At 52.1% G+C, this 26,358-nt stretch carries 22 protein-coding genes; 17 read left to right on the top strand and 5 right to left on the bottom strand.

The genetic code is table 11. The features are described 5' to 3' along the window. Positions 1–4 precede the first annotated feature (4 nt). The 7 genes from JRI89_04840 to JRI89_04810 all read left to right on the top strand — a co-directional run bounded on the left by JRI89_04840 (position 5) and on the right by JRI89_04810 (position 7,478). Entirely contained in the window at positions 5–763 is a 759-nt protein-coding gene (locus JRI89_04840; protein ID MBW2070563.1) for a hydrogenase iron-sulfur subunit, read from the top strand. A gap of 41 nt (positions 764–804) precedes the next feature. After that, positions 805–3,837, top strand: coding sequence for a CoB--CoM heterodisulfide reductase iron-sulfur subunit A family protein (locus JRI89_04835; GenBank protein MBW2070562.1), 3,033 nt, complete (start codon positions 805–807; stop codon positions 3,835–3,837). Continuing rightward, entirely contained in the window at positions 3,837–4,292 is a 456-nt protein-coding gene (locus JRI89_04830; protein ID MBW2070561.1) for a hydrogenase iron-sulfur subunit, read from the top strand. Before JRI89_04835 ends, JRI89_04830 begins: the two co-directional genes overlap by 1 nt. Further along, complete coding sequence (locus JRI89_04825) at positions 4,289–4,957, top strand: methylenetetrahydrofolate reductase C-terminal domain-containing protein (protein MBW2070560.1); 669 nt, start codon at positions 4,289–4,291, stop codon at positions 4,955–4,957. Before JRI89_04830 ends, JRI89_04825 begins: the two co-directional genes overlap by 4 nt. Continuing rightward, positions 4,954–5,892, top strand: coding sequence for a methylenetetrahydrofolate reductase (locus tag JRI89_04820; protein MBW2070559.1), 939 nt, complete (start codon positions 4,954–4,956; stop codon positions 5,890–5,892). Before JRI89_04825 ends, JRI89_04820 begins: the two co-directional genes overlap by 4 nt. 132 nt (positions 5,893–6,024) lie before the next feature. Next, positions 6,025–6,411 (top strand): response regulator, encoded by a 387-nt coding sequence (locus tag JRI89_04815; protein ID MBW2070558.1) that lies wholly within the window; start codon positions 6,025–6,027, stop codon positions 6,409–6,411. A gap of 41 nt (positions 6,412–6,452) precedes the next feature. Next, positions 6,453–7,478 (top strand): ACT domain-containing protein, encoded by a 1,026-nt coding sequence (locus JRI89_04810; protein ID MBW2070557.1) that lies wholly within the window; start codon positions 6,453–6,455, stop codon positions 7,476–7,478. Between the two features lie 78 nt (positions 7,479–7,556). Here JRI89_04810 and JRI89_04805 read toward each other — a convergent pair whose 3' ends face one another. The 3 genes from JRI89_04805 to JRI89_04795 form a co-directional block, all read right to left on the bottom strand. Beyond that, entirely contained in the window at positions 7,557–8,783 is a 1,227-nt protein-coding gene (locus JRI89_04805) for a (Fe-S)-binding protein (GenBank protein ID MBW2070556.1), read from the bottom strand. A gap of 387 nt (positions 8,784–9,170) precedes the next feature. Beyond that, positions 9,171–9,779: an IMP cyclohydrolase gene (locus JRI89_04800; GenBank protein MBW2070555.1), complete on the bottom strand. Its 609-nt coding sequence runs from the start codon at positions 9,777–9,779 to the stop codon at positions 9,171–9,173. Positions 9,780–9,922: 143 nt separating this feature from the next. Next, complete coding sequence (locus tag JRI89_04795; protein MBW2070554.1) at positions 9,923–10,681, bottom strand: AAA family ATPase; 759 nt, start codon at positions 10,679–10,681, stop codon at positions 9,923–9,925. Between the two features lie 441 nt (positions 10,682–11,122). On the opposite strand from JRI89_04795, the gene JRI89_04790 reads away from it, so the two are divergent. The 7 genes from JRI89_04790 to JRI89_04760 all read left to right on the top strand — a co-directional run bounded on the left by JRI89_04790 (position 11,123) and on the right by JRI89_04760 (position 22,845). Further along, positions 11,123–11,479 carry a response regulator gene (locus JRI89_04790; GenBank protein MBW2070553.1) on the top strand — a complete coding sequence of 119 codons (357 nt, stop codon included), beginning with the start codon at positions 11,123–11,125 and terminating at the stop codon, positions 11,477–11,479. Between the two features lie 446 nt (positions 11,480–11,925). Then, positions 11,926–14,985 (top strand): CoB--CoM heterodisulfide reductase iron-sulfur subunit A family protein, encoded by a 3,060-nt coding sequence (locus tag JRI89_04785; protein MBW2070552.1) that lies wholly within the window; start codon positions 11,926–11,928, stop codon positions 14,983–14,985. A 52-nt stretch (positions 14,986–15,037) separates the two neighbouring features. Further along, positions 15,038–15,793, top strand: a complete 756-nt coding sequence (locus tag JRI89_04780) for a hydrogenase iron-sulfur subunit (GenBank protein ID MBW2070551.1) — start codon at positions 15,038–15,040, stop codon at positions 15,791–15,793. Between the two features lie 94 nt (positions 15,794–15,887). Beyond that, positions 15,888–18,923, top strand: a complete 3,036-nt coding sequence (locus tag JRI89_04775; protein ID MBW2070550.1) for a CoB--CoM heterodisulfide reductase iron-sulfur subunit A family protein — start codon at positions 15,888–15,890, stop codon at positions 18,921–18,923. 17 nt (positions 18,924–18,940) lie between these two features. Next, on the top strand, positions 18,941–19,420 hold the full coding sequence (locus JRI89_04770) for a hydrogenase iron-sulfur subunit (protein MBW2070549.1): 480 nt from the start codon (positions 18,941–18,943) through the stop codon (positions 19,418–19,420). After that, complete coding sequence (locus JRI89_04765) at positions 19,413–20,216, top strand: 4Fe-4S dicluster domain-containing protein (protein MBW2070548.1); 804 nt, start codon at positions 19,413–19,415, stop codon at positions 20,214–20,216. Before JRI89_04770 ends, JRI89_04765 begins: the two co-directional genes overlap by 8 nt. A 106-nt stretch (positions 20,217–20,322) precedes the next feature. Then, positions 20,323–22,845 carry a PAS domain S-box protein gene (locus JRI89_04760; protein ID MBW2070547.1) on the top strand — a complete coding sequence of 841 codons (2,523 nt, stop codon included), beginning with the start codon at positions 20,323–20,325 and terminating at the stop codon, positions 22,843–22,845. A gap of 4 nt (positions 22,846–22,849) precedes the next feature. Here JRI89_04760 and JRI89_04755 read toward each other — a convergent pair whose 3' ends face one another. Together JRI89_04755 and JRI89_04750 are read right to left on the bottom strand one after the other, a co-directional pair. Then, positions 22,850–23,236: a response regulator gene (locus JRI89_04755; protein ID MBW2070546.1), complete on the bottom strand. Its 387-nt coding sequence runs from the start codon at positions 23,234–23,236 to the stop codon at positions 22,850–22,852. 77 nt (positions 23,237–23,313) lie between these two features. Beyond that, positions 23,314–23,754 (bottom strand): GNAT family N-acetyltransferase, encoded by a 441-nt coding sequence (locus JRI89_04750; protein ID MBW2070545.1) that lies wholly within the window; start codon positions 23,752–23,754, stop codon positions 23,314–23,316. A gap of 488 nt (positions 23,755–24,242) precedes the next feature. Between JRI89_04750 and JRI89_04745 the strand changes: the two genes are divergently transcribed. The 3 genes from JRI89_04745 to JRI89_04735 all read left to right on the top strand — a co-directional run. Beyond that, entirely contained in the window at positions 24,243–24,788 is a 546-nt protein-coding gene (locus JRI89_04745) for a 4Fe-4S dicluster domain-containing protein (protein ID MBW2070544.1), read from the top strand. 21 nt (positions 24,789–24,809) lie between these two features. Beyond that, entirely contained in the window at positions 24,810–25,661 is an 852-nt protein-coding gene (locus JRI89_04740; protein MBW2070543.1) for a CoB--CoM heterodisulfide reductase iron-sulfur subunit B family protein, read from the top strand. Between the two features lie 25 nt (positions 25,662–25,686). Beyond that, positions 25,687–26,358, top strand: a 672-nt coding sequence (locus JRI89_04735; GenBank protein MBW2070542.1) for an FAD-dependent oxidoreductase, incomplete at its 3' end; no start/stop codon positions are given.

Below are 26,358 nucleotides of genomic sequence, written 5' to 3'. Positions count from 1 at the left end.
TGACATGCACGCAAACCATGAACCCAAGATCCTAGCATTCCTTTGTAACTGGTGTGCCTATGCTGGTGCGGATCTGGCCGGCGTGTCGCGCTTTCAGTATCCCCCCACCATTCGCGTCATTCGCACCATGTGCTCTGGACGGGTGGACCCTCTTTATGTGGTGGAGGGTTTGAAAAACGGCTACGACAGTGTTTTTGTGTTCGGCTGACACTTGGGCGACTGTCATTACCTGGACGGTAATGTCTATACCTCCAAACGAATGCCGGTAGTGGAGCAGTTGTTGGATTTGGCCGGCATTGGCAGACAGAGATTGCAACTTCGCTGGGTGAGCGCTGCTGAAGGACAGCTGTTCGCCGACACCGTGACGGAGCTGAGTGAACAAAGCAGATCTCTAGGTCCCTTTACGCCTGAAAAATTCCAGCTTTCTCTAGCAGCAATAGAGTCAGTGTTGAAATCGTCGAGGATACGGTGGCTTATTGGTATGGATCGACAACTTACGGAACGGGCAAACGTTTACAACGAAAAAATTGAGCCGTCCACATTCCGGCAGTTTCTCAATCTGGCTGTAGAGCAGGAATATCAAAAGGCCCTCATTCTAGAGTCTCTAGCGGACGGTCCTCGTTCAGTGCGAGAGATTGCCAGAAGTACAGGCCTGCCCATATACACAATATCACTGCGGTTGAATGATCTCGAGAGGAGCGGCCAGGCCGATCTGCACGGCTTCGAGGGAACCACGCCCAAATTCGTGCGTTTGGCGGCCTGAGTCCAGAGTTTGCCCTCAGTGCACACAGCAAAGGATTCACTATGGCATCTTCCAATACTACCAATCATAAGACAGGAACAGTTATGGTCGTTGGAGCCGGCGTGGCAGGAATGCAGGCATCCCTGGACCTGGCAGAGTCCGGCTACTATGTGCATCTGGTGGACAAGTCACCAACCATCGGCGGCATTATGGCGCAGCTGGACAAGACCTTTCCCACCAACGACTGCGCCATGTGCATCATATCGCCCAAGCTGGTGGAAGTGGGCCGACATCTCAACATCAACCTGATCACCAACACTGAAGTTGAGGATCTGCAAGGTGAAGCCGGCCAATTTCAGGCAAAACTTGTCAATTATCCTCGTTACATAGATCTGGAACGGTGTACTGCCTGCGGTGAGTGTCTGCGAGTCTGCCCTGCCACTGCAGTAAATGAGTTCAATCAGGGTCTCGACCTGCGCACTGCCACTTACCTCAAGTATCCCCAGGCAATCCCGCGAGGGTATGTGATCGACAGAAATGTATGCCTTGGCTGCGGCATATGTGAGAAAGTCTGTCTAGCAGAAGCCGTGCGCTATGATGAGCAGCCGCGCAGAACCAGCATCGATGTGGGCGCTGTAGTGCTCGCCTGCGGCAACTCGGTGTTCGATCCGTCGCGCTTCGAAACATACAAATACAGTCAGCTGCCCAATGTGGTGACCAGCCTCGAATTCGAGCGTATTCTCAGTGCCTCGGGACCCTACCGCGGTCACCTGATGCGCCCCTATGACCGGGAAGAACCGCGGAAAATCGCCTGGCTCCAGTGTATAGGCTCACGCAATATAAACAGCTGCGACAATTCTTATTGTTCCGCAGTTTGTTGCATGTATGCCATCAAAGAGGCGGTCATTGCCAAAGAACACGCCCATGAAGACCTGGATACTGCCATTTTCTTCATGGATATGCGAACCTACGGCAAAGACTTCGAATTGTATTACAATCGAGCAAAAGAAGAAGGCGTCCGCTTTATTCGCTCCAGAGTCCACAGCATTGAAAAAGAAGGAGAGTGTGACTTGCGGCTCAGCTACGTGAGCGAAGAGGGTGAGCCCAAGAGTGAAGTATTCGACATGGTGGTGCTCTCTGTGGGCTTCGAGGTGGGCAAAGGAACCGCCAAATTGGCCGAGCGCCTCGGCATCGAACTCAATCAGCACAATTTTGCCGTCACCGACATCTTCATGCCGCTGGCCACTTCCAGGCCAGGAGTTTTTGTCTGCGGCACGCTCCAGGGTCCCAAAGATATCCCCCAGGCAGTAATGGAGGCCTCAGGAGCTGCTGCTGCATCCAGTGCTCTCCTCAGCGAGGCTCGCTGGACCACCACCAAGACCCGAGAGATCCCTCCCCAGAAAGACGTCCGCCAGGAGCCTCCCCGGATAGGGGTGTTCGTGTGCAACTGCGGCATCAACATTGGTGGCATAGTGGATGTGCCGGCAGTGCGTGAGTATGCCAGAACTTTGCCGCATGTGGTGCACGTGGAAGACAATCTCTTCACCTGTTCGCAGGACACCCAGGTAAAAATGGCTGAGGTGATAAGAGAAAAGGGCATCAACCGCATGGTGGTGGCTGCCTGTACTCCCCTGACCCACGAAGAACTGTTTCGTGAGACTTTGATCGATGTGGGTCTGAACAAGTATCTCTTTGAAATGGCCAATATTCGCAACCAGGACTCCTGGGTACATATGCACGACAAGGACAGGGCCACGGAAAAAGCCAAAGATCTGGTGCGCATGTCAGTAGCCAGGGCTGCCCTGCTCGAGCCCCTGGAAGAAAAGAAAGTGACAATCAACCAGCGGGCCCTGGTAATAGGTGGTGGGGTGGCAGGTCTGAATGCTGCGCTCAATCTTGCTCAGCAGGGCTATCAAGCTTTTATCATAGAAAAAGAAAAAGAACTGGGCGGCATGGCTCGCCGGGTGCAGCACACCCTAGACGGCATGGATGTGGGCGATTATCTAGAACGTCTCATCGCCCAGGCCCGGAGTCATCCGAACATTCAGGTGCTCACAGAAGCGCTGGTGGTGGGCTTCAGCGGCTCCAAAGGCAACTTTACCACTGAAGTGCTGGTGGGGCCGGGCATGTATGAACGGAAGATTGACCATGGGGTGACCATTGTGGCCACCGGTGCAGTTGAATACAACCCCAGTGAATTTCTCCACGGCGAGCATGATCAGGTCATGACTCAACTGGAGCTGGACAAACGTCTCAAAGAAAATGGTGCCGAGATCTCCAAATGGAACCGGCTGGTGATGATTCAATGCGTGGGTTCGAGAAATGACAGCAATCCCAATTGCAGTCGCATCTGCTGCCAGGGAGCTGTCAAGCACGCCCTAGAGCTCAAGAAACTGAAGCCTGACATGGAAATCGTCATTCTCTATCGAGACATGAGGATGTATGGCCTCCTGGAAGATTACTACAGGGAAGCTCGCAGCCAGGGCATTATTTTCAACCGCTATTCTCTGGAAAAACCACCGCAGGTAGAAGGCAACGGCAACGCTCTGAAGGTCAGCTTTATTGATCATGTACTCAATCGCCATGTGGAGATGCACGCTGATGCCGTGGTCTTGAGCGCCGCTACAGTGGCCGCTGACACCGAGGAGCTCGCATCCCTGCTCAAGGTGCCGCGCAACACCTACGGCTTCTTCATAGAGGCACACGCCAAACTCAGACCTGTGGACTTTTCTTCAGAGGGCATCTATTTGTGTGGTACAGCCCACAGTCCCAAGCTCATCCAGGAGAGCATTGCACAGGCACTGGCAGCGGCATCTCGAGCCGGAGCTTTTCTGGCGGGCAAAGAGCTGCGCGTGGGAGGGGCCGTGGCCGAAGTAGATCCTAGCCGCTGTGCCGCATGCCTTGTCTGCGTGATGAGCTGCCCTTATGGTGTCCCCCGCATCAATGAAGATAATGTTTCCGAAATCGACAAAGCTTTGTGCCAGGGATGCGGAGTCTGCGTCTCTGAATGCCCGGCCAGAACCATTCATCTGGCTCACTATGAGGATGAGCAGATCAGTGCCGAAGTGGTCGCACTTTTGGGAGGGATGAAGTGATGAATCAATTCGAACCGGTAATTGTTGCATTTTGCTGCAGCTACTGAGCCTATTCCGCAGCGGACCTGGCAGGTTCCATGAGGCTCAGCTACCCGGCAAACGTCAGAATTGTCAAAGTACCCTGTACTGGCAGAGTAGCCATTATCCACATTTTGAAAGCACTCGAGCAGGGTGCTGACGGGGTTTTCGTGGCAGGCTGTCTGGAAGGCGATTGCCACTATCAGTCAGGAAATCTGCGTGCCAAGAAACGGGTGGCCTATGTACAGGGCATCCTGGATCAGATAGGCATCGGCTCTGAAAGGGTTGGCATGTACAACCTGTCAGCTGGAATGGGCCCAAGATTTGCCGAAATCGCCAGAGAAATGACCGAAAAAATAAGGAACCTGGGGCCGAGTCCAATAAAGCCCGGTGTCAGCCAGGGACCCGGAAAGCCCAGTGGGGAGGTGGCCGCATGATTATGGCAAAACCCAAGTCTATAGAAGAAATAATCAAGCAGATCGAAGAGTTCGACAGAGTACTCATTGCCGGCTGCGACGGCTGCGTCACGGTCTGCGAAGCAGGTGGACTCAAAGAGGTTCAGGTGTTGGCCTCGTCTTTGCGCCTCTATTTCACGAAAGAGGGCAAACGGATGGAGATCGAAGAAACCAGTCTCACCAGACAATGCGACAAGGACTACTTGCGTGAACTTCTCGATACTATAGACAATTATGACGCAGTAGTGTCATTGGCCTGTGGTGCCGGTGTTCAGTTTATGGCGGAGATGTATCACAACAAACCCATCTTCCCCGGCGTGGACACCTGCTTCATCGGGGTGACAGAGGAACGGGGAGTATGGTCCGAGAGATGTCAGGCCTGTGGCCAGTGCATCCTGGCCACCACCGGGGGGATTTGTCCTGTATCACGATGTTCCAAACGGATGCTCAACGGCCCCTGCGGCGGCTCGGAAAAAGGCAAGTGTGAGGTCGATGCAGAAATCGATTGCGGCTGGCATCTCATCTACGAACGCCTCAAGGAACTCGGCCAGCTGGAGCGATTTGAACAACCCACAGACCCCAAGGATTGGGCCAGTAGCAGAGATGGGGGACCTCGGAAAATCGTAAGAGAGGATGTGAAGTTATGAAAACTACAACACCGAGCAAACTGGAAGCCATTATTGCAGCAGGACATCTGGCGGTAACTTCAGAGTGCGGTCCACCGCGCAGTTGTGACGGCGGGATCGTCGAGCACAAGGCTGAACTGATAAAGGACCATGTGGATGCCATAAATGTCACAGACAATCAGACCGCTGTGGTGCGGTTGTGCAGCCTGGCCTCCTGCATCCGGATCAAACAGATGGGTTTGGAGCCGGTGCTGCAAATGGTTACCAGGGACCGCAACCGCATTGCCATCCAGAGCGATCTTCTCGGTGCAGCCTCTTTCGGCATTCACAACGTACTCTGCTTGACGGGCGACCACCAGCACTTCGGTGACCATCCCAACAGTATCAATGTCTTCGACCTGGATTCCACCCAACTCATTCAGACTGTAAAATTAATGCGGGACGAAGGCAGGCTGATCGGAGGGTTTGAACTGAAAGAACGACCGCAGATGTTCATCGGTGCCGCAGCCAATCCATTTGCAGATCCATTTGAAATCAGAGTGGCACGCCTGGCCAAGAAGGTGGCAGCCGGCGTGCAATTCATCCAGACGCAGTGTATCTACAACATGGAGAAATTCAAGTCCTGGCTGCAGCAGGTTCGTGATCGCGCCCTGCACGAAAAGGTGGCAATTCTCGCTGGCTTGACTCCCATGAAGAACGTAGGCATGGCCAGGTATATGAAAAATCGGGTGCCAGGTATCGACGTGCCCGATGAGATCATTAGCAGGCTGGCTGGTGTTCCCAAAGAAAAACAAGCAGAGGAAGGCATAAAAATTTGCGTGGAACAGATCGAGGAACTCAAGGAGGAAGAAGGAATCAGGGGCTTCCACATTATGGCCATCGAGTGGGAGCAAAAGGTGCCAGAGATTGTGGAGAGGGCTGGGCTCTATCCGCGGCCACAGGTGAGTGCTGCCTGATGGTTATCTATTGCCGCCGAGCTCAGTCCTGATTCCATGTGGGCCCAGCAAGGCTTGTTCAACTTTTTGGCAGCAAGCTCTGCGAGAACACACTTGAAAAATATTTACATAATCGAAGGGAGGGTATCCGAGATGTCAAAAAAATATGTACTTATTGTCGATGACGATCCAGATTTGGTGGAAACTGTTTCTATGATGCTCAAGAACAAGGGATACGAAGTTGGTAAGGCCTACGACGGCATTGAGGGCGAGGAGGCCATCAAAAAGCGCCAACCAGACGTCCTCGTCCTGGACGTAATGATGCCACGAAAAGATGGCTACAAACTTTGTGCTGAACTAAAAGCGAACAAGTGGACCCAAGATATTCCCATTATTCTTCTGACTGCGGTGGGTGAAGCAGTGCCCTCAACCAGTTACACCCACGCCCAGGGGATGACCACGGAGGCTGATGACTACATCCCGAAACCTGTCGACGCAGAAACTTTAGTGCAGGCGGTTGAGAACTTGATGCCGGAATAGCTTTTCCGAAAAAAGGTCAGTGGAACTCGGCCCACGTGGTTATGGAGACAATCAAACTGGGGGGCTTCAAGCTTCTGCAAAGAGGAGCTCAGGTGGCTGCGCTGTTGCCCACAGCCGAGCCGTGCACTGTGGGGGCTGTCTGTTCTCCTCTGGCAGAAAGCAAGATCAACTTGACCCTCCTGACCTATGTCTGCCTCCATGAATACAAATGGCGGAGTGCTGCTTTCTGTACTGAAGGCAGCGCAGGAGCTGCCAGCGCCAGCCTCCTGGGCGAGCAGTTTTCCCGTGTTGCCCTGTCCGAGGACGTTTGCACTCTTTCCATATTCCCGCACAACAATGAACCAAGCATTACCGGTACCCTGCTCAACACGGTGACAGCGCAAGGGATACCTGTTCGCGGCCTAGCCAGTTCACCTTCTGCCATGTCCATCATAATTCCAAGAGAGCACAGTGAACTTGCCATTGCTTCCCTTTTCCGGCCCTTCCACTTTCCCAGCTACAGATCACCGGCCGATTGGCATGCTGCTTATGATGGTCAACAGGACCGACTCGAGGAAATCGTCGCCCGCTATCAGGAGCAGGTAATAAGGATTTATGGCGTGGTGGCCCGGCGCGAGCTGGATCTCTGGAGCGCATTTGTGCCGGCGGTTGAGATAAGCAGTTTCGCCACTGTGCTCGCCTCTCTGGACGGCAGCAGATACCGACTGCCTTTTGTGGTGGCCCTGCCCATTTCGGCGGAAGTGCTCTTGAGTGTTTGCTGTTTCGAGGGAGCAAGATCAGCAGAGCAGCAGCATATTTTTTTAGAAGAGATACCGGAAGGCTCCTGGACTCACCATGGCCCCGTTGGCGGCTTTTCACTCCATGGGCCACACTTTGGCGACCGCCATGGCATTGCCAAGGCTGTGGCAGACGTACTGGAGCAGGCTCATATTCCCATATTGGCCATGAGTTGTGCAGTTTCCACAATCTCGGCAATCGTGCCCGAGGAGAATCTGGCAAGGGCACTCCAGCTGATCGAGCGCTGTTTCGAAAAGCCTTCCTTGCCGCCGCGCCAGAAAAAGACGTGAACAGCGACAAAAAAGCCTCTGGGCAAATCAGCTGATTAGCCCAGAGGCTTTAAAAGACTGGAGAGCCCCTTTGTGTCGCTACCCACTGCTGGATTCGACCTGGTCGATCACCAGTGAATCTGCCACCAGTTCCCAGAGATACTTCACCTCCAGATCCATCATGTCATACTCTTTGCGCAGACTCTTCATAATCTGGTCGCGGCAGTTGTGGCACGGAGCCACCAGTAGCTTCGCTCCACTATCTTGGATCTGCTTGGCCTTTACCCGACCGTAATAGATGCGCTCCTCAGCATAGGGCATGGCCCAGGCGCCGCCGCCGGCCCCGCAGCAGAAGTTGTTGGCCCGGCTGGGCTCCATGTCAACGAAGGACTCTACGCACTGCTGGGTAATCCACCTGGGCTCCTCATAGTAGCCGTGCCCAAAGGTGCGCTCGCTCTTGCGTCCATAATTGCAGGGGTCATGATAGCTGGCAAGCTCCGGGTGTTTGGACTTGTCCACCTTGATCCGGCCAGTCTCCAGGTACTCCTTCAACAGGTCGTGCACGGAGAGGAACTTGACGCCTTCATCAACAAACCATTGTTGCAGACCAAGCCTGGTCGCAAAGTAGGCGTGGCCTCACTCCGGCAACAGTAAATACTCGCACTCCAGCTTCTTGTAGTTCTCCACAATTCTGCGGACCACCTCGCGCATGGAATCGTCATCACCAGTAAAAAGCCCCCAGTTGACGCCTTCCCAGTTTTCCGAGGGAACAGTCCAGGACTCCTTGGCTGCGTAAAAGATTTTCCACCAGAAAAACATGTCCTCAGGTTCGGCAAAGGGCTCCTTGGAGTTGATGGTCACCAGGATTCTGGCCCCTTTCTTGTCAATGGGTATGGTGAAGCCCGGCAGTTCTTCGGCCAGCTCCGCTGCCAGATCCTCCAGCAGAAACAGATAATCTTCCTTGGGAATGCCCACGTTGTTGCCAGATTTGAGGCACTGTTCCACGCCCTTGTGCAGTACTCCTGGCACCTTGTCTCGTTCTCGATGGCTGCGCGCTGAACGCATCATCTTCAGCAAATCGATGTTCATGGGACATGCTGCCTCACAGCGGCCGCACAGAGTACATATCCATGGAAACCGGGAATCGATCAATTCCTGTTCCAAGCCGAGCAATACCATGCGCACCGCTTTACGCATATCCATACCGTCCACTCCGGTTACCGGACAACCACCGGCGCAGGTGCCACAAGTGAGGCAAAGATCTGGAAACTGTGCCGCCAGTCTCCGCTTTTCTCTTTTGTCCAAAATAATCGGCTCACCTTGCATAAGTATCCTCCTCCCCGACTCTGGCAACAAACTCGACGGGATGCCAGCACGCCGGCATGTCGTGGTCGAACCAGGGGCAGGCCAGAGGTTCCATCAATCACCCAAACCCCTGCTTGCCAAGATAGCAGCACTGCCCTTTCTGGGTGAGGAGCAAACACCATGCCGGACAGAACAAAATATAGAAATTCAGAAAAATCAAGGAGATACAGAGAAATCACCAGAAAAGCCGTCGAGCATCTGACGGAAGGAACCTCCCATCTAGTAAACAAAACGCTTGATAATTAGTTGATTTGCTTGCATTACATCAAATATGAGGCATTCTTTCCCTTATGATACCAAATTACCCAGCGGTCACGCGGATGGAGAGGCCGACTAGCGCTGCCCCTGTCAGGGGATATCCGGCTGCACCTTCTCCAAATATCTGCTAATGGCCCCATCATATTCATGAGTGAGCCGAAATACCTTTTTGGCCAGTTTGAAACGGCTCTCCAAGCTTAGGGCGCCGTCATTTGCTCTCATTTCTGCAATAATGCCGTCATAGTCAGCTGGATCCACCACCACTGCCACGTGTCGATAGTTCTTGGCTGCAGCCCTGAGCAGGGTGGGGCCGCCAATGTCAATGTTCTCTACGGCTTCCTCCAGAGTACAACCTTGCCGAGCTACGGCCTTTTCAAAGGCGTACAGATTAACGACCACCATGTCGATAGGGTGCAAATCATGCTCGGCCATGGTTTGCATGTGAGCCGGGTTGTCCCGCTGAGCCAGGATGCCGGCGTGTACCTTAGGATGCAGCGTCTTGACCCTGCCGTCCAGCATCTCTGGGAAGCCAGTAAAATCTGAAATGTCGCGAACCTCTATGCCTCCCTCACGCAACTGCCTGGCAGTACCGCCAGTAGAAAGAATTTCCACAGCCATCTCACCTAGAGATCTGGCAAAAGGCACCAGACCTGATTTGTCAGTGACACTGAGAATCGCCCTCTGAATTTTGACTCGCATTCTGCCGCTCCTTCATGCTCTTTGGTTCTTATGGTAACAATGCATGCATCTCACCTGCAGTCTTGCGCTGTCAATCTAGAAGTACATCCTTTCGTTGTCAGCAGTCGCCGGCCCGCCCCTGCATGCCTAGTGAAACATGCAGACTATAAAAGCAGTTTGGCATAGATCTCTTTTGCCGCCTGCCAGGCCGCGGATTCAGGCGGCAGTTGCACTGTAGGTTTGCCTTCCAGATCGAATTGCCGAATAAGATCGTCTTCCGGTACCGTCATCACTGCCTCGTGGCCCAGAGTCTGAATCTGTTCAGCAACGAGAGGTGGCAGCCCATTACGATACTGGTTGATCAGCAGAAACTTTCGACCCACCCGCAGGGTCAGTCCGTCAACCAATTCGAAGATCCGCATGGCAGACAGCACGCCTCGGCGACTGGGGTCGGAGACCACCATGAGCAGATCGATGTCCTTGGTAGTGAGCCGACTGAAATGCTCCATGCCGGCTTCGTTGTCCACAACCAGATAGGCATAGTTGCTCACCAGGCGATCTATGAATCTGCTCAACAGATTGTTGGCAGCGCAGTAGCACCCGGGCCCCTCAGGCTGGCCCATGGCGATGAGATCAAAGCCGTTGGCCTCTACCAGGGACTGTTCTACCTTCATCTCCATCCACATGTCCTTGGTTATACCCACGGGAACGTCTTTGCGCATTTGCTCGCGGGCATGTCCCAGGGTTTCCTCCACAGTGAGACCCAGCACCTCGTTGAAATTGGTATTGGAATCTGCATCAACTGCAAGTATGGGCACCATGTCGTGCTCCTTGAGGAAGCGCACCATGAGCCCGGCAAGGGTAGTCTTGCCAGTGCCACCTTTACCAGCAAAAGCTATTGTGTAGCCTTTTTTCTTCAGCATAAAAAGCCCTCGATTCAACGTCCATCATTTTGTCAGATACTGCTTCACGTATATCGTCCATGAGGTTAAATCTTAAGTGTTCCTCCCAGCTATGTCAATGGAATGCTCTCTGTCTCTCTCTGCAAGCAGCCCAAGCCATCTGAATGGCGTTGATCCATTTCAACAGCTGTCCCCCTTGCAGACAACCGTTTCATGGTGATAGATTAAGGTCACCAGACTGAGCGATCTTTCGGAAAAGGATGCAGAAAACTTTCTCGGTTCCTGCTGGAGCACCATTCTAGCGCGCTGCAATGGACATCTGCTAGCAGAGCTTCTGAGACCTGCCTGACAACCAATTACTACGGGTCGTTTCTATGAATTCGCCCGGCTTCTCCAATACCGCATCGCTCAACTCGAGACAACATAAGGGTGACAGGAAAAACTTTGTAGAAGGAGGGCATTGTGGCAACGATTTTAGTCCTGGATGATGTTTGGGAGGCGGTCAAGGCTATCCAGAAAATTCTGAACAAGAAAGGATACCAGACCGTGGGCTTCACAGACGAAGACGAGGCTATCGATTACGTGCGCTCAGAACCTGTCGATCTCGCTATTTTGGACATAAAGCTCCGGAAGCAAAGCGGTGTTCACGTCCTAAATCAAATGAAGCAGATACGTCCAGATCTAAAAGTGATCATGTTGACAGGATATCCCACTCATGAGACTGCAGCTGAAAGTGCGGAGCTTGGTGCGGATGACTACTGCATAAAACCCATCGATCGTCGGAAACTAGAAGAAAAAGTAAGACAGATTTTGAGCTGAATTGTCCCGGCCCAGGGAGAAAATAGTCGAGTTATCCGCCGGTGGTCGCAAAGCAAAAGCGGTGCGACACAGGTAAATCAGCGATACGCGCCTCACCTTACAGCCACTGATAGCAAATGGGCTGAATCAAACCTGTGCTAGCATTCTTGACACTGGCAGGTGACTTTATATATTATGAGCCTACGATGTCAATCAGCTTCTTGCAGCAAGTGTTGTCGACTTGAGTACAACCTCCAGCTCTGCCTGCTGCAGCTTGCGGTTCTGCTGACTGTTCGCTACTAGACGGCTGCTAATAGCCCCTCTTCTCCTTCTGAGTTCCTGCTCAACATCCCATCAGCACCACCTGACCAGAATACATCACCCGGAAACGCTGACAATTAGGGGCTGACCATGGCGTTCAAGTATACCCCCGCTAAACCTCATGAAGAAACAGCCAGGAGTGCACCATGCAACCTACCACCTTTTCTTCAATCTATGGCTCAGTACTGATTGTTGGAGGGGGCATCTCTGGAATACAAGCTGCCCTAGATCTGGCAAACTCTGGATTCAAGGTTTTTCTAGTAGAGCAAGGTCCGGCAATCGGTGGACTGATGGCCAGACTCGACAAGACTTTCCCCACAAATGAGTGCTCCATGTGAATTCTGTCGCCCAAACTGGTCGAGGTCGGCCGTCATCTGAACATAGAGCTGTTCACTCTCGCAGAAGTTGAGTCTGTTTCTGGCAAAGTGGGAAATTTTGCCATTACACTCAGGCAGCTTCCCCGCTATGTGGATCAGGCAAAATGTGTGGCCTGCGGCCTGTGCGCTGAAAAGTGTCCCAAAAAGGTAACCAGTGAGTACGACGCGGGTTTGAGCCGGCACAAAGCAATTTATCTGCAGTATCCTCAAGCTGTACCACTCAAATACGTCATAGACCCCAAAACTTGCCTCTATTTTGTCAAAAAAGGCAAGTGTCGAGCCTGTGAAAAATTCTGCCCCAATGGCGCTATCAATTTCCAAGAGCAGGAGCAGCAGTTCACCCTGCGGGCCGGAGCCATAATATTGGCCACAGGTTCCACCGTCTTCAATCCAGCCATAGCCAATATCCACGGTTACAATGACCATCGGAATGTTTTGACCAGTCTGGAGCTAGAACGAATCCTCTGTGCCTCGGGTCCTTTCCATGGTCAGCTGGTACGCCCCTCGGATCACCAGGAACCAAACCGCATTGCCTGGCTCCAGTGCGTGGGTTCAAGAGACATGCACCGCTGCAGCAATGGCTACTGCTCGGCAGTTTGCTGTATGTACGCAGTCAAGCAGGCGATTGTCGCCAAAGAACACAGTGCAACACATCTCGACACCACCATATTTTTCATGGACATGCGCACTTACGGCAAGGACTTCGACAGGTACTTTGAACAAGCCCGTCAAGAGCATGGTGTGCGCTTCATTCGCAGTCGGATCCACAGCGTTGCCCAGAAGCCCGGCAGCGACGACCTGCTCATTACTTATGTGGACGACCGAGGTGGACTCCATGAAGAGAGCTTTGATATGGTGGTGCTCTCCGTGGGGCTGGAAACCTCGACCTCAGCTAGGAAACTGGCTGACAAGTTGGGAATTGCTCTAGACAACTATCATTTTGCCGTAACCAGTTCCTTTACTCCGGTCAGCACCTCAATGCCTGGAATATACGCTTGTGGTTCCTTTCTGGGGCCCAGGGATATCCCCTCCTCGGTAACTGAGGCCAGCGCTGCTGCCTGTGCCGCCTCTACTGCACTGGCGTCGGCTCGAGGCAGCCTGGTTCAGGAAAAATCCTTTCCAGAGGAACAGGATGTTGCGGCAAGGCCACCCAGAATAGGGGTATTTGTATGCAACTGCGGCGTCAACATCGGGAGAGTAGTGCGAGTCGCTGAGGTAGTAAACTATGCCGCCAGTCTTGCCCATGTGATCCACGTGGAGGAAAACCTCTTTTCCTGCTCCCAGGATGTCCAGGAGCAGCTGCGCCAGGTAATCATTGACAAAAGACTCAATCGGGTGGTGGTGGCTGCTTGTTCACCCCGGACCCATGAACCCCTCTTCCAAGAAACTCTCAAGACGGCCGGCCTCAACCCCTTTCTCCTCGAGATGACGAACATCCGCGACCAGAACTCTTGGGTGCACCAGGATGATCCGGATGCTGCCACCGAAAAGGCCAAGGATCTGGTGCGCATGGCAGTGGCCCGGGCGGCGCTGCTGGAGCCCCTGCAAGAAGAACTGGTTGCCATTACACCCAGCGCCCTGGTAATTGGTGGAGGTGTTGCCGGCATGACCTCTGCCCTCAGCCTGGCCGAACAGGGGTTCAAGAGCTACCTTGTGGAGAAAAAAGAGCAACTTGGCGGGCACGCCCTGCAGATGAGAACCACCTGGAAGGGTGAAGATGTTTCTTCTTTTGTTGCTAATCTGGTGTACCAAGTACAATCGCATCCGAAAATCGAGGTATTCACTTCTGCTGAGATCATTGAGGTAAAAGGCTTCGTAGGCAATTTCTTGAGCACCATAGTTACCCCACACGGAAACAGAAAGATTGACCATGGGGTAGCCATTATTGCCACGGGAGCCAGGGCGCTCGAACCGGACGAATATCTTTATAAGAAAAGTGATCTCGTTTTCTGCTGGCACGAACTGGAAGCCGCCATTAGCAATAACCCCGAAATGGTCCAGCAGGCCAAGGCAGCAGCCTTTATCCAGTGCGTTGGTTCTCGGGAACCGGCCAGACCTTACTGTTCCAAGATCTGCTGTACTCATTCCGTGCAGATGGCAATCAAACTCAAGGAAATGAAACCTGAACTGCAGGTGTTCGTACTCTATCGTGACCTGCGCACCTATGGCCCGCGGGAAGATCTCTATACTGAGGCCAGAAAACAGGGAGTGATCTTCGTTCGCTATCAGCTGGAAAATAAACCAGTGGTGCAAGAAGCAACAGGCCCCGATGGCGGCAAATTTTTGCGGATCACGGTTACCGATCATGTCCTGGGGCTGCCTGTTACTATCGAGGCAGATTTCCTCAACCTGGCCACAGCAATCTATCCTGAGGACCATGAAAGGGTGGCGCAACTATTCAAGGTGCCGCTCAATAATGACAAGTTTTTTCTGGAAGCTCACATGAAGCTGAGACCAGTGGATTTTGCCACTGATGGTGTGTTTCTCTGTGGGATGGCCCATTACCCCAAACCGCTGGAGGAGAGCATCGCCCAGGCCCAAGCTGCAGCAGCCAGGGCAGCCACTATTCTTGCCAAGCAATTCGTCACTGTTGAGCCTATTGTCTCCTCGATTGATCAGGAAAAGTGCATTGGCTGCGGTTTGTGTCAGACGCTTTGTCCTTTCGGCGCGATGGAGCTCGAGGAAATTGCCGGGGTGGGGTTTCGGGCTGTAAACATCGCGGCGTCCTGCAAGGGCTGCGGTCTCTGTGCTTCCTCCTGTCCAGAGAAAGCCATTGACATGCTCCATTTCAGAGACAGCCAGCTGATGGCAATTATAGCCGCAGTATAGCAGGACAACTGTCCCGTGCAACCCACAGATGCTCTTGTCCAGGAGAAACAAAATGAGCAACAGTTTCAAACCCAAGATCTTGGCATTTCTCTGCAACTGGTGCGCCTATGCCGGCGCCGATCTGGCAGGGGTCTCCCGCCTGCAGTATCCTCCCGGCATCCGGGTCATCCGCACCATGTGTTCGGGCCGGGTTGACCCCATTTTCATCGTAAAGGCACTGCAAGCAGGTTGCGACGCTGTCTTGGTCTCCGGGTGACATCCTGGCGAGTGTCATTACCTGGATGGTAATCAACACGCGGAAATAAAGATGCAGGCAACCCAGGAACTGCTTGACTGTGCTGGAATTGGCCGGGAACGTCTCCAATTGCGGTGGATCTCGTCAGCTGAAGGACAACGTTTTGCAGAAACTGTGAGGGAGTTGACCGATCTCGTGCTCACGAACCTCGGCCCTTTTGATGCGGATCGCCATAAGAGCACGCTCGAGGCAGTCTACAGCACTCTGGAGTGTGAAACTGTACGCTGGCTTCTGGGAATGCAGCATCAACTTACCCAACAACAGAATGTCTACGGAGAAAAAGTTCAACTGCAAGATTACAAAACCCTGATCCGGGAAACTTTCTGCAATGAATTCAAGAAAAGCTTGATTCGGACCAGCCTGCAACAAGGTCCGCTATCGGTCCGGGAGATTGACAGCCGTACCAGACTCGGCGTTCAAAATGTCGCCACTCTGTTAGTGGAGATGGAGAATCAGGGCCAGGTTGTACTGCACGGCTATAGGGGAAGAACTCCCACATTTGCCGGCTGTTGAGAGGCCAGGTTCCTTGACGCCAGTCTTGATTTAATATCCGAGTAGATCAGAAACTTGTAGACCCAGAGCACCCTGTAAAAGAGAGGTAGAGACAATGGCAGCAAAAGGTGAAGCAACCATGGTGGGCTCGGTCATGGTGGTGGGCGGGGGCATTGCCGGTATGCAGGCTGCCCTGGATCTGGCCGATTGCGGTTACAAAGTCTATCTGGTGGAAAAAGGACCTGCCATCGGCGGCCTTATGTCCCAGTTGGACAAGACCTTTCCCACAAACGAGTGCGCCATGTGAATTATCTCGCCCAAGCTGGTCGAGGTCGGCCGCCATCTCAACATCGACTTGCTCACCCTAACCGAGGTCGCCAACATCTCCGGCAAGGCGGGAAATTTCTCTGTCACCCTTAGCCATCGACCTCGATATGTTGACCCTGATCGTTGTACAGGCTGCGGTTTGTGCAAGGATCACTGCCCTGTTACTGCAGTCAGCGAGTTCAATGAGGGGTTGAGTCACCGTAAAGCTGCCTATATCAAACTGCCCCAGGCTGTGCCACTCTCTTACGCCATTGACCGTGAAAGCTGTATAGGCTGCGGTTTGTGTGAAAAAATCTGTCTAGCCAAAGCCATCCGCTACAGTGATCAAACAAGGGAAAGCTGCATCAGTGTGGGTGCCATTGTCCTGGCACCGGGCAGCGAGTTCTTCAAACCCACAGCCTTTGATACGTACAACTATGCTCATTTCCCCAATGTGATCACCAGCATGGAGTTCGAACGAGTCTTGAGTGCCGGCGGGCCTTATAAAGGCCATCTCATGCGTCCTTATGATCTCGATGAACCGAGAAGCATCGCCTGGCTGCAATGCGTGGGCTCCAGGAACATCAATCAAGGTGACAACCCTTACTGCTCTGGCGTTTGCTGCATGTACGCCATAAAGCAGGCGGTCATTGCCAAAGAGCATGCTCGCCAGCATCTGGATGCGGCCATCTTTTTCATGGACATGCGGACCCACGGCAAAGATTTTGAAAAATATTATCAGAGGGCCCGGCAAGAGCACGGCATACGCTTCATTCGCTCCCGTGTTCATTCCGTTGAGCAGGAGCGACAGAGCAAGAACTTGCTCATCACTTATGTGGACGAGGCAGGCACACTGCATGAAGAGGTTTTCGACTTGCTGATTCTCTCTGTAGGCACTCGTCCTCCTGCAGGGGTGATTTCTCTTGCTGAGAAACTGGGAGTAGACCTCAATAGCTATGGCTTCTGTGCCACCAGTTCATTGAAGCCCGTGGCAACTTCACAAGCTGGCATCTTCGTATGCGGCATCTTCCAGGAGCCTAAAGACATTCCCTCCTCTGTGATCGAGGCCAGTGCTGCGGCCTGTGCCGCCTCCACTGCACTTGCTCCGGCTCGAGGCACTCTGGTGCGGGCAAGAACTTATCCTGAGGAGCGGGACGTTTCCTCCCAGAAGCCCCGCATCGGCGTGTTTGTCTGCAACTGTGGCGTCAATATCGGCAGTGTGGTGCGCGTGCCAGAGGTGGCAGCGTACGCCAGGACCCTTCCCCATGTAGTATATGTCCAGGAAAACCTCTTTTCCTGCTCTCAGGATGCCCAGGAACAACTGCGGCAGGTCATTGTAGAGCGCGATCTCAACCGCGTAGTGGTAGCGTCGTGCTCGCCACGCACCCATGAGTCTCTTTTTCAGGAAACACTGAAGGCTGCCGGTCTGAACAGATATCTCTTTGAGATGGCAAACATCCGAGACCAGGATTCCTGGGTGCACCAAAATGATCCCGATGCTGCCACCGACAAGGCCAAGGATCTGGTGCGAATGGCTGTGGCCAAGGCCAGTTTATTGGAACCCTTGAGGGAGGAAAAGATCCCTATTACGCCCGTGGCCCTAGTGGTTGGTGGTGGACTTGCCGGCATGCACGCAGCCCTGGCAATCGCTCGAGCTGGATATCACGTGCACCTGGCGGAGAAGTCGGGAGCACTAGGGGGGCAGGCTGCCATGATTCATTGGACCTGGGAGGGCAAAGAGGTGCAGCCCTTTTTGCGGCAGATGATTCAACAAGTGGAAGAACACCCTCTGATTACTATCCATCTGAACAGTGAACTAGTTTATTGCAGTGGCTTTGTCGGCAGTTTTCGTTCTACTCTAGTTGATAATGGCGCAAAACGTGAAACCATCACCGTAGATCATGGTGTGGTCATCCTGGCAACCGGAGGAGCTGCCTATCAGCCAAAAGAATATCTCTATGGCAGCCACCCGGCAATATTCCTGTGGCACGAACTCCATGAGCGCATTGCCGGCCGTGATCCTCTTCTCACTGATGGCCGATGCGGTGTCTTTATTCAGTGTGTGGGGTCGCGCCAGCCTGATCATCCTTACTGCAGCCGCATATGCTGCAGCCATAGTGTGCAGACTGCTCTGAAGATCAAAGAGCTCAACCCTGAAATCGATCTCTATATTCTTTATAGAGATCTGCGCACCTATGGTTTCAGGGAAGGTCTCTACCAGGAAGCCCGGCGCAAGGGCATTCTTTTTAGCCGTTATGACCTGGAGAACAAACCCCAAGTGCGAATGACAGCAGCCGGAGACCTGGAAGTGGAAATCTTTGATCAGGTATTGGGGCGTTCTTTTGTCATACACCCTGATTTTGTCAACCTGGCCAGCGCCATTGAGCCGGCAGCCGGGGAGGAACTCGCCAGGATGTTGAAAATTCCACTCAATGAAGAGGGTTTTTTTATGGAAGCCCACGCCAAGCTGCGGCCGGTGGATTTTGCCAGTGAGGGCATCTTCGTCTGCGGTCTGGCTCACTATCCCAAGTCCATCGAGGAATCACTGACGCAGGCCATGGCTACGGTAGCGAGAGCCATGGGAGTCTTGGCAAAAGAGGTCTGGCTGACCAGCGGCTTGACTGCAACGATCAACCCTGAAACCTGTGCGGGATGTATGGGATGCATAGAGGTCTGCCCTTATGGGGCCATCACTTTTAACGATGTCCTGCATATCTCAGAGGTAAACCGTGCCCTTTGCAAAGGTTGCGGCTCCTGTGCTGCAGCCTGCCCTTCTGGAAGCGCTCGGTTAATGGGTTTTACTCGCAGGCAGCTGAACACGCAGGTAATGGCTGCTTTGTCTTGATCTGGAGGGAATGGCTCATGGAACAATTTCACCCCAAAGTACTCGCTTTTCTCTGCAACTGGTGCGCCTACGCGGGGGCAGACTTGGCAGGAGTCAGCCGTCTGCAGTACCCCCCGGAGGTTAGAGTTATTCGAGTAATGTGCTCCTCCTCAGTGTCTTTTGAAAATATCCTCAAGGCACTGCAAAATGGCGCAGACGGGATTTTTGTGGGAGGCTGACATTTCGGAGATTGTCATTACCAGTATGGTAATTACCTCACGGCGAGACGGGTGACGGTCCTGAAGGACCTGCTGAGTTATCTGGGGATAGAACCACAACGACTGCAGGTGGTCTGGGTATCATCGGCAGAAGCATCCAGATATGTCCAGGAAATGACCCGCTTTATTGAAGAGATTCGCTCACTTGGTCCGCTTTCTCACCTGCTGCAGCAAAATCGGCCACAGTTCAGCTCTAGAACAAGTCAGAGTCATTCAACGGAGGGCCAGCCACATGCATGAAGAAATAAAAAGGGCTGTTCGCGATCTTCTGGCAACCGGAAAAATAGAGGGATTTCTGGCACTCAAACAGGATGGCGCGCACGTGGGGCCCCATCTTTTCGTGCAAGCAGACGAGGTGGAGCACCTTGTTATTGGCGATGAATCAGGTCCAGGCAGAGCCCGTTACCCTTTGTTGAAAATAGTGCAAACTCTCCTGCAGGCAAAGCCAAATAGCCGCTTTGGTGTCCTGGTGAGGGGCTGCGACGAGCGGGCTCTCAAAGCGCTGTTAGCCTGGAACCAGATAGCAGATGAACAGATAATTACCTTAGGAGTAGCCTGTCCGTCAAGTTTGGCAAAAGCATGTCAATGTGCACAGCCATATCCTGAGAAATGGCTCGAAGGAGAAGCCACCGAGACCGTGGAATTTCAAGGTTCACCTCTGGAAAAACTCAGTCCTCCTGAAAGGTTGTTTTCCTGGCTGGAACAATTTGAAAAATGCATCAAATGTTATGGTTGTCGCAACATTTGTCCTATGTGTTTTTGCAATGAATGTGCACTCGAGAGTGAAGACGTGGTGTCTCGTGGTGAAATTCCGCCAGAATTTCCCATGTTCCATCTGGTGCGAGCGCTTCACATGATCGGCCGCTGTGTGGACTGTGGGCTCTGTGAAGAAGCTTGCCCGGCCGATATCCCCCTCAGAACACTTTACAAAAAGATCAACGACATAGTGGACGACCACTTCCGTTTCCGCCCCGGGTTCAATACTGACAAGAGGTCTCCTCTGCACGAAGTGGCAGAACCGCCGCCAACTCGCTGATTGCTTCTACTGTCAACGGCAAGCAACCGAAAAGCAATAGAGCGCGAATATTGTCGAATTCTGGAATGATTGTCCAGATTGGACAAGCTTACGGGGTTAAATCGGTATGAAGAATAAAACCGACAGCAAACCGGAAGAAAAAATCAAAGAGCTCGAGCATCATATCCAAAGACTAAAGAGTGAAGCATCCAGGTCGAAGCTCGTAGAAGAAGCTTTGCGAGAGGCACTTGTCGACTATGAGCGATTATTGGACAATATTCCCGGCATCCTTTACCGCGGTTACAGAGATTGGCACGTTGACTTTTTCGACAACAAGATCGAGGCGTTGACAGGATATCCCAAAGAAGTATTCAATTCTCGCCGGATGAAGTGGTCCGATCTGATCATAGCGGCCGACATGGAGGCGGTAAAAAGTGCCACCAGGGCCGCTTTGAATGAAAATAGACCTTATGTACGAGAATACAGGATAAGAGATAGACGAGGCCAGGTAAGATGGATTCAAGACAGAGGCACTATAATCAGTGGCGAGGCAGGTGAACCTCGGCAACTGCATGGTATATTCTTTGATGTCACTGAAACCAAACAGGTCCAGGCAGAAATGGTCAGGACCAAAATAGAACTGGAACAAATCTTTCAGACCGCGGCAGATGGCATGCGAGTGGTCGACAAAGACTTCAACGTGCTTAGGGTCAATGACACTTTTGCTGCTCTGGTAGGACAGGGAGAGAAAAAGTGCCTCGACAGCAAGTGTTACGAGGTTTTCGCAGGCTCCCTCTGCCACACGGCCAAATGCCCTCTGAGACGAATCTTGCTAGGTGAACGCCGCATAGAGATCGAGATTGAAAAACAGCGGCTCGATGGCAAGAAGATCCAATGTATTCTGACCGCGACACCCTTCAAGAATGAACGAGGTGAAGTACTTGGTATTGTGGAAAATTTCAAAGATATTACCGAACGCAAACAGATGGAACAGTCACTGGCCCAGTCCGAGGCAAACTATCGCATGTTGCTCAGCACTATACCATCTGTGGTTTTTAAAGGATATGAGGATTGGTCTGTTGATTTTTTGGACAATAAGATCGAAGAACTCAGCGGCTACCCAATGGAGGACTTCAACAGCAGAAAATTGAAATGGTCGGATATTGTTGTGCCAGAAGATATCGCCCCCATGAGAGATAGATTTAAACGAGCGCTCAAGAATGGCAAGATATACCTGCGGGAGTATAGAATACGAACAATTGACGGTGATATTCGCTGGATTCGAGAAAGAAGTCGAATAGTCTTGGATGAAAAGGGGAAAATTGACCACGTGAGCGGCATTTTCTCGGACATTACTGCAAGAGTTGAGATGAGGCAAAGGCTGGAAGAATCTTATGAGCAACTGGCTAGGGCCCACAAGGAACTCGAACACCAGTGCCAAGTGATCAATAATTTGAACGAGAACCTGGAAACAATGGTGAAGGAGAGAACAGAAGAACTCGTTAAATCCGAGAGAAAATACAAGAAACTCATCGAAGACTTGAAAGACATGATCTTCATAGCTCGTAAGGATGGCAGGCTTACAGACATCAACCCCAGCGGCCTGCAAATGCTGGGCTTGAATTCTTCTCAAAATCGGCACTCCTTGACCCTGGAAGATATTTTCCTTGATGTGGCCGAGGCCACAACCTTCCGCAAAATTCTTGAAGAGCAGGGGTTTGTCAAAGATTACGAGGCCAGGTTCAAAACTAGAGATGGCAGTATCCTGGATACACTCATCACTGCCAATGCTATGCTGGACGATTCAGGGAAATTCGACGGCTGCGAAGGAATTGTCAGGGATGTGACAGAGCTGCGTAGAGCAACCGAAGCCTTGATAGAGTCACAGAAGATGACTACTGTTGGACAACTCGCAGCAGGTGTAGCCCATGAAATAAATACCCCCCTAGGTATTATTCTAGCCCATGCTCAACTCCTGGCAGACGATTTTCCTGAAGGGAGTGAACCGCTTGAAGACCTGAAAACAATTGAAAAACAAACCAAGATCTGTGCTAAGATCGTTGCGGATCTTCTGGAGTTTTCAAGGCGCAGTGAAGCTGCGGTCGATTCTACCGATATCAATCTGACCATTGAAGAAGTGCTGGCAGTAATGGAACACTCCCTCAACATGGATCGGATCTATATAGTAAGAGAGTTTGCAGAAGATCTTCCCCTTATATCTGCAGATAGTGAAAAACTAAAGCAAGTATACATCAATATGCTCAATAATGCCCATGATGCCATTGGCACTGATGGCGCCATCGGCATAAGGACCAGATTCAACCGAGATTCAGGAGAAATAGTGATCTGCTTCCTTGATACCGGTGAAGGTATTCCGGCTGGAATAAGGACCAAAGTTTTTGAGCCGTTTTTCTCCACTAAGGCGGTGGGTAAAGGTACGGGGCTGGGCCTGTCGGTGAGCTTCGGGGTGGTCAAGCAACATGGTGGCTACATTGAAGTAGAGAGTCCCCTGTCTGCTGAATGGCTCGAGATCTTTAAAGGAAAAGAAATCGGCAAGAGAGGTCCTGGAACAGTTTTTACTATTCACCTGCCTATAGCCTTGGAGCCCGAGATAGGCACGGAAGTAGGTTCAGGTGTTGCAGATCGATAGCCTTTCAGTCCCCAACATCCTCTCTGTTTTTCAGCCCCGCCAGGACCACAGAGACTTTCATTTCCAGTTCGTCTCTGTCTATTGGCTTCACACAATATTCATGAGCACCCGACTCAAAAGACTGGGCGGCGGTATCTAGGCCCGGGTAACCGGTGAGCATGATCGCTTTGATGTCTGGCTGCATCTTTTTCAACTTCTGCAATGCTTGCACCCCCGACATTTTCTTTAATTTAACATCCAGTATGGCAAGGTCCACCTTGTGCTCCTGGGCATAGGTAAAAGCATCGTCTTCTTCGGTGAAGCCGGCTACTGCATGTCCTTTTTTGGTCAAGATCCTTGTAATTGCATTGACCGCATCTGCAACATCATCCAATACCAGTATCTTGGCCATCCATATCCCCTCTGCGAATCTTTGCTGGTAGCGACAGCGCGCTCCTCCCAGCTTTGTCTGAGTAACGGATGAAATAGTTAATACTTTCTTTGCATAATTACATAATTGCCAGAAAACTCATAGCGAGAGTATCCAGCCTTCAAGAACAGCTGCAGAGCCACCACGTTGGTGTTGGGAATCAAGGCCCACACCACACCTTTCACCGGAACCATGTTCAACATCTTTTCGCCGTATCCCTTTTTCCTGTGTTCCGGCAGGACCGCGATGTGGATCCAGTTAGCCCTATCCAAACTGATCAAACCCACGGGTTTGCCGTCCGCTTCCGCTATCCAGTCGCTCTTGCGTCTCAGCACTTTGATAAACCAGAGAGCATAATCCTTTTCTTTGACCGGTGTGAGGTCTGTCTCACATCTAAGGGAACAGAAAAGCTCAAAATCCTGGGCGGTGACAGGTCTCAGTGTAAGAACCATCTTCACCTCCAATTTTGGCAGGACCACAAAATCCCTCCTTATAATCATTTTAACTTGTTCCTTTTTGCAAACACAAATTTTTTTACTGCTGCTATTACTGCAACCGAGTATGGCTAGGTGCACTCCAGATGCATGCCTCACTGTAAAAGAAAAAGTTCACATCAAGAGGGAGAATATATTGTCAAGTAAAGTTTAACTTGTTAATATAGCTCCCTGCTGGTGCGGGCTGCCCTGGAGACTACAGGCTGTGTAACAGTACCGTTGCATGCCCTGGCTGTGAAGATTCTTGCGCATCGCACTTTCTGCAGGCATACGTGAGGAGTTCGCGGATAGCAGTTTGTGAACCTCTCAGGTGTTGTCGAGAGATGGATTAAAACTCGCAGGGTAATAGGAAGATCATGATTGCACAACAGGGGCTTTCTGGGCGATCTATTCTCTTTTTATTTTTAATATTGTTGTGCAGGTCGTTGCCTCGGTCATTTCATAAGCAGCAGTTTCAGTGAGGCTTGCGTGTGAATACTGGACAAACTAACTTTCTGGAGCCGGACTTTGACTTTCTGCCAGAGGTGGAACACGAGAGCGGCATTAAAGCCTCTGCCTGCTTTCAGTGCCGTAAATGCAGCAATGGCTGCCCGGTGACCTTTGCCATGGACTATCCACCGGATCAAATTATCCGTTTCATCCACCTCGGCTTGAAAGATTTGGCTCTGGGCAGCAGCACCATCTGGATCTGTGCAGCATGTGAAACGTGCACCACCAGGTGTCCTAACGAGATAGATATCGCCGGTCTAATGGATTATTTGAAGCAGCGCGCCCTCAAAGAGAAGGTGGTCTTGCGCGACTCACTCACCTATCGTTTTCACAGGGTTTTCATGGATGAGATTGCCAGGCATGGCCGGGTGTTCGAGGCCGGCATACTGTTTCGCTATCTACTGGTAAGCGGCCAGTGGTGGTCGAAATTGGCAGACGGTTCCTGGTGGCGCGATACCAATCTTGCTCTCAAGCTCCTTAGAAAAGGCCGCCTCCCACTGCGGCCACACTCGGTGGCAGCCAGACAGGAGATCGAATCCCTCTTGAAATAGCGGCCAGTGAGGAAATTGCCGATGAAAGTCAGTTACTACCCGGGCTGTTCTCTTGAAGGCACAGCAAGAGACTACCGGGAGTCTCTGGAAAGTGTGGCTGCAAAGCTGGAAATCCACCTGCAGGAACTGGAGGATTGGAACTGTTGCGGCGCTACCGCAGCCCATAGCATCGACGATGTTGCAGCTCTCATTCTGCCAGGGCGCAATCTTGTCATTGCGGAACAGGCGGGCTTGGATCTGGTAGTTCCTTGCGCTCTCTGTTTCAACCGCTTGAAAACGGCCGAAAAGGCTTTCCTCCAAGGGAAAATGCCGCGAAGTGACTTCAGCTTTACAGGAAAAATCAAAGTGTGGGATCTGCTGGACTTTTTCGCGCAGCCTTGGATGCTGCCAGAGATCCGCGCCCGAGTGACAGCTCCCCTCATTGGCCTGGAACCCGTATGCTATTACGGCTGTGTAGCCAATCGTCCACCCAAAGTCACTGACGCAGCGCAGCCCGAAAATCCACAAAACATGGATGTCTTGCTCACAACTCTAGGGGCCAGGGTTATAGACTGGCCTCACAAGACTGACTGCTGCGGAGCGAGCCATGCAGTAGCTCGACCCGATATTGTGTTTCAGCTAGTTCACCGACTTTATCAGCGGGCGCTCCGCGCCGGCGCCAATTGCATCGTGGTCTCCTGTCAGATGTGCCAGGCCAACCTGGATATGTACCAGGAACACATAGGACGGCTGTTCGGAGCTTCCTACTACCTGCCAATATTCTACTTTACTGAACTCATGGGGCTGGCAATGGGACTGCGTGAGGTCGGATTCTGGCTCGCAAGGCACATGGTGGACCCGCAACCCCTACTCGCCAGAGCTAAACTCCTGTAACCTGGAACAGATAGCGGCAGAACAGATGGAAAAAACAGAAGATTATTCCGCCAATAACAAAGAAAAAACTGTAAGCAGCAAGCCAATCGGGGCTGCCATGGTGGTTGGCGGTGGCATTGCTGGTATGCAGGCCTCTCTAGACATTGCCAATGCGGGTTTTCTAGTCTACCTGTTAGAACAAGACAGCAGCATTGGCGGCAACATGGCAAAACTCGACAAGACCTTTCCCACCAACGATTGTTCCACCTGCATGATATCTCCCAAGCTGTTGGAAGTGGCAACCCACCCCAACATCAAGATCCTCAGCCGCACAACCGTGCAATCCATAAGCGGTGAGCCGGGTAACTTCAAGGTGGAAGTGGTTAAGCAGCCTCGCTATGTGGATGAGGATCGCTGTACCGGCTGCGGAGAATGCGCCGCTGTCTGCCCTGTGGATGTGGCGGCAGATTTCAATCAAGGACTGAATTGCAGAAAGGCTATCTATCGCCACTATCCTCAGGCCATTCCCTCTACCTTTTGTATAGACAAGAAGGATCGGGCGCCGTGTGTAGTGAGTTGTCCTGCGGGGGTGAATGTGCAGGGATATGTGCAGTTGATAGGCCAGGGCAAGTATGTGGAGGCGGTGCAGTTGATCATGGAGCGTTTGCCGCTGCCCGGGGTATTGGGTCGGGTGTGTCCGCATCCGTGCGAGTATAGC

The sequence above is a fragment of the Deltaproteobacteria bacterium genome (assembly GCA_019309045.1).
Taxonomy (GTDB): Bacteria; Desulfobacterota; Syntrophobacteria; order BM002; family BM002; genus JAFDGZ01.
The sequence above is the reverse complement of the archived record's forward strand: the minus strand, read 5'-3'. Positions and strand labels throughout refer to the sequence as shown.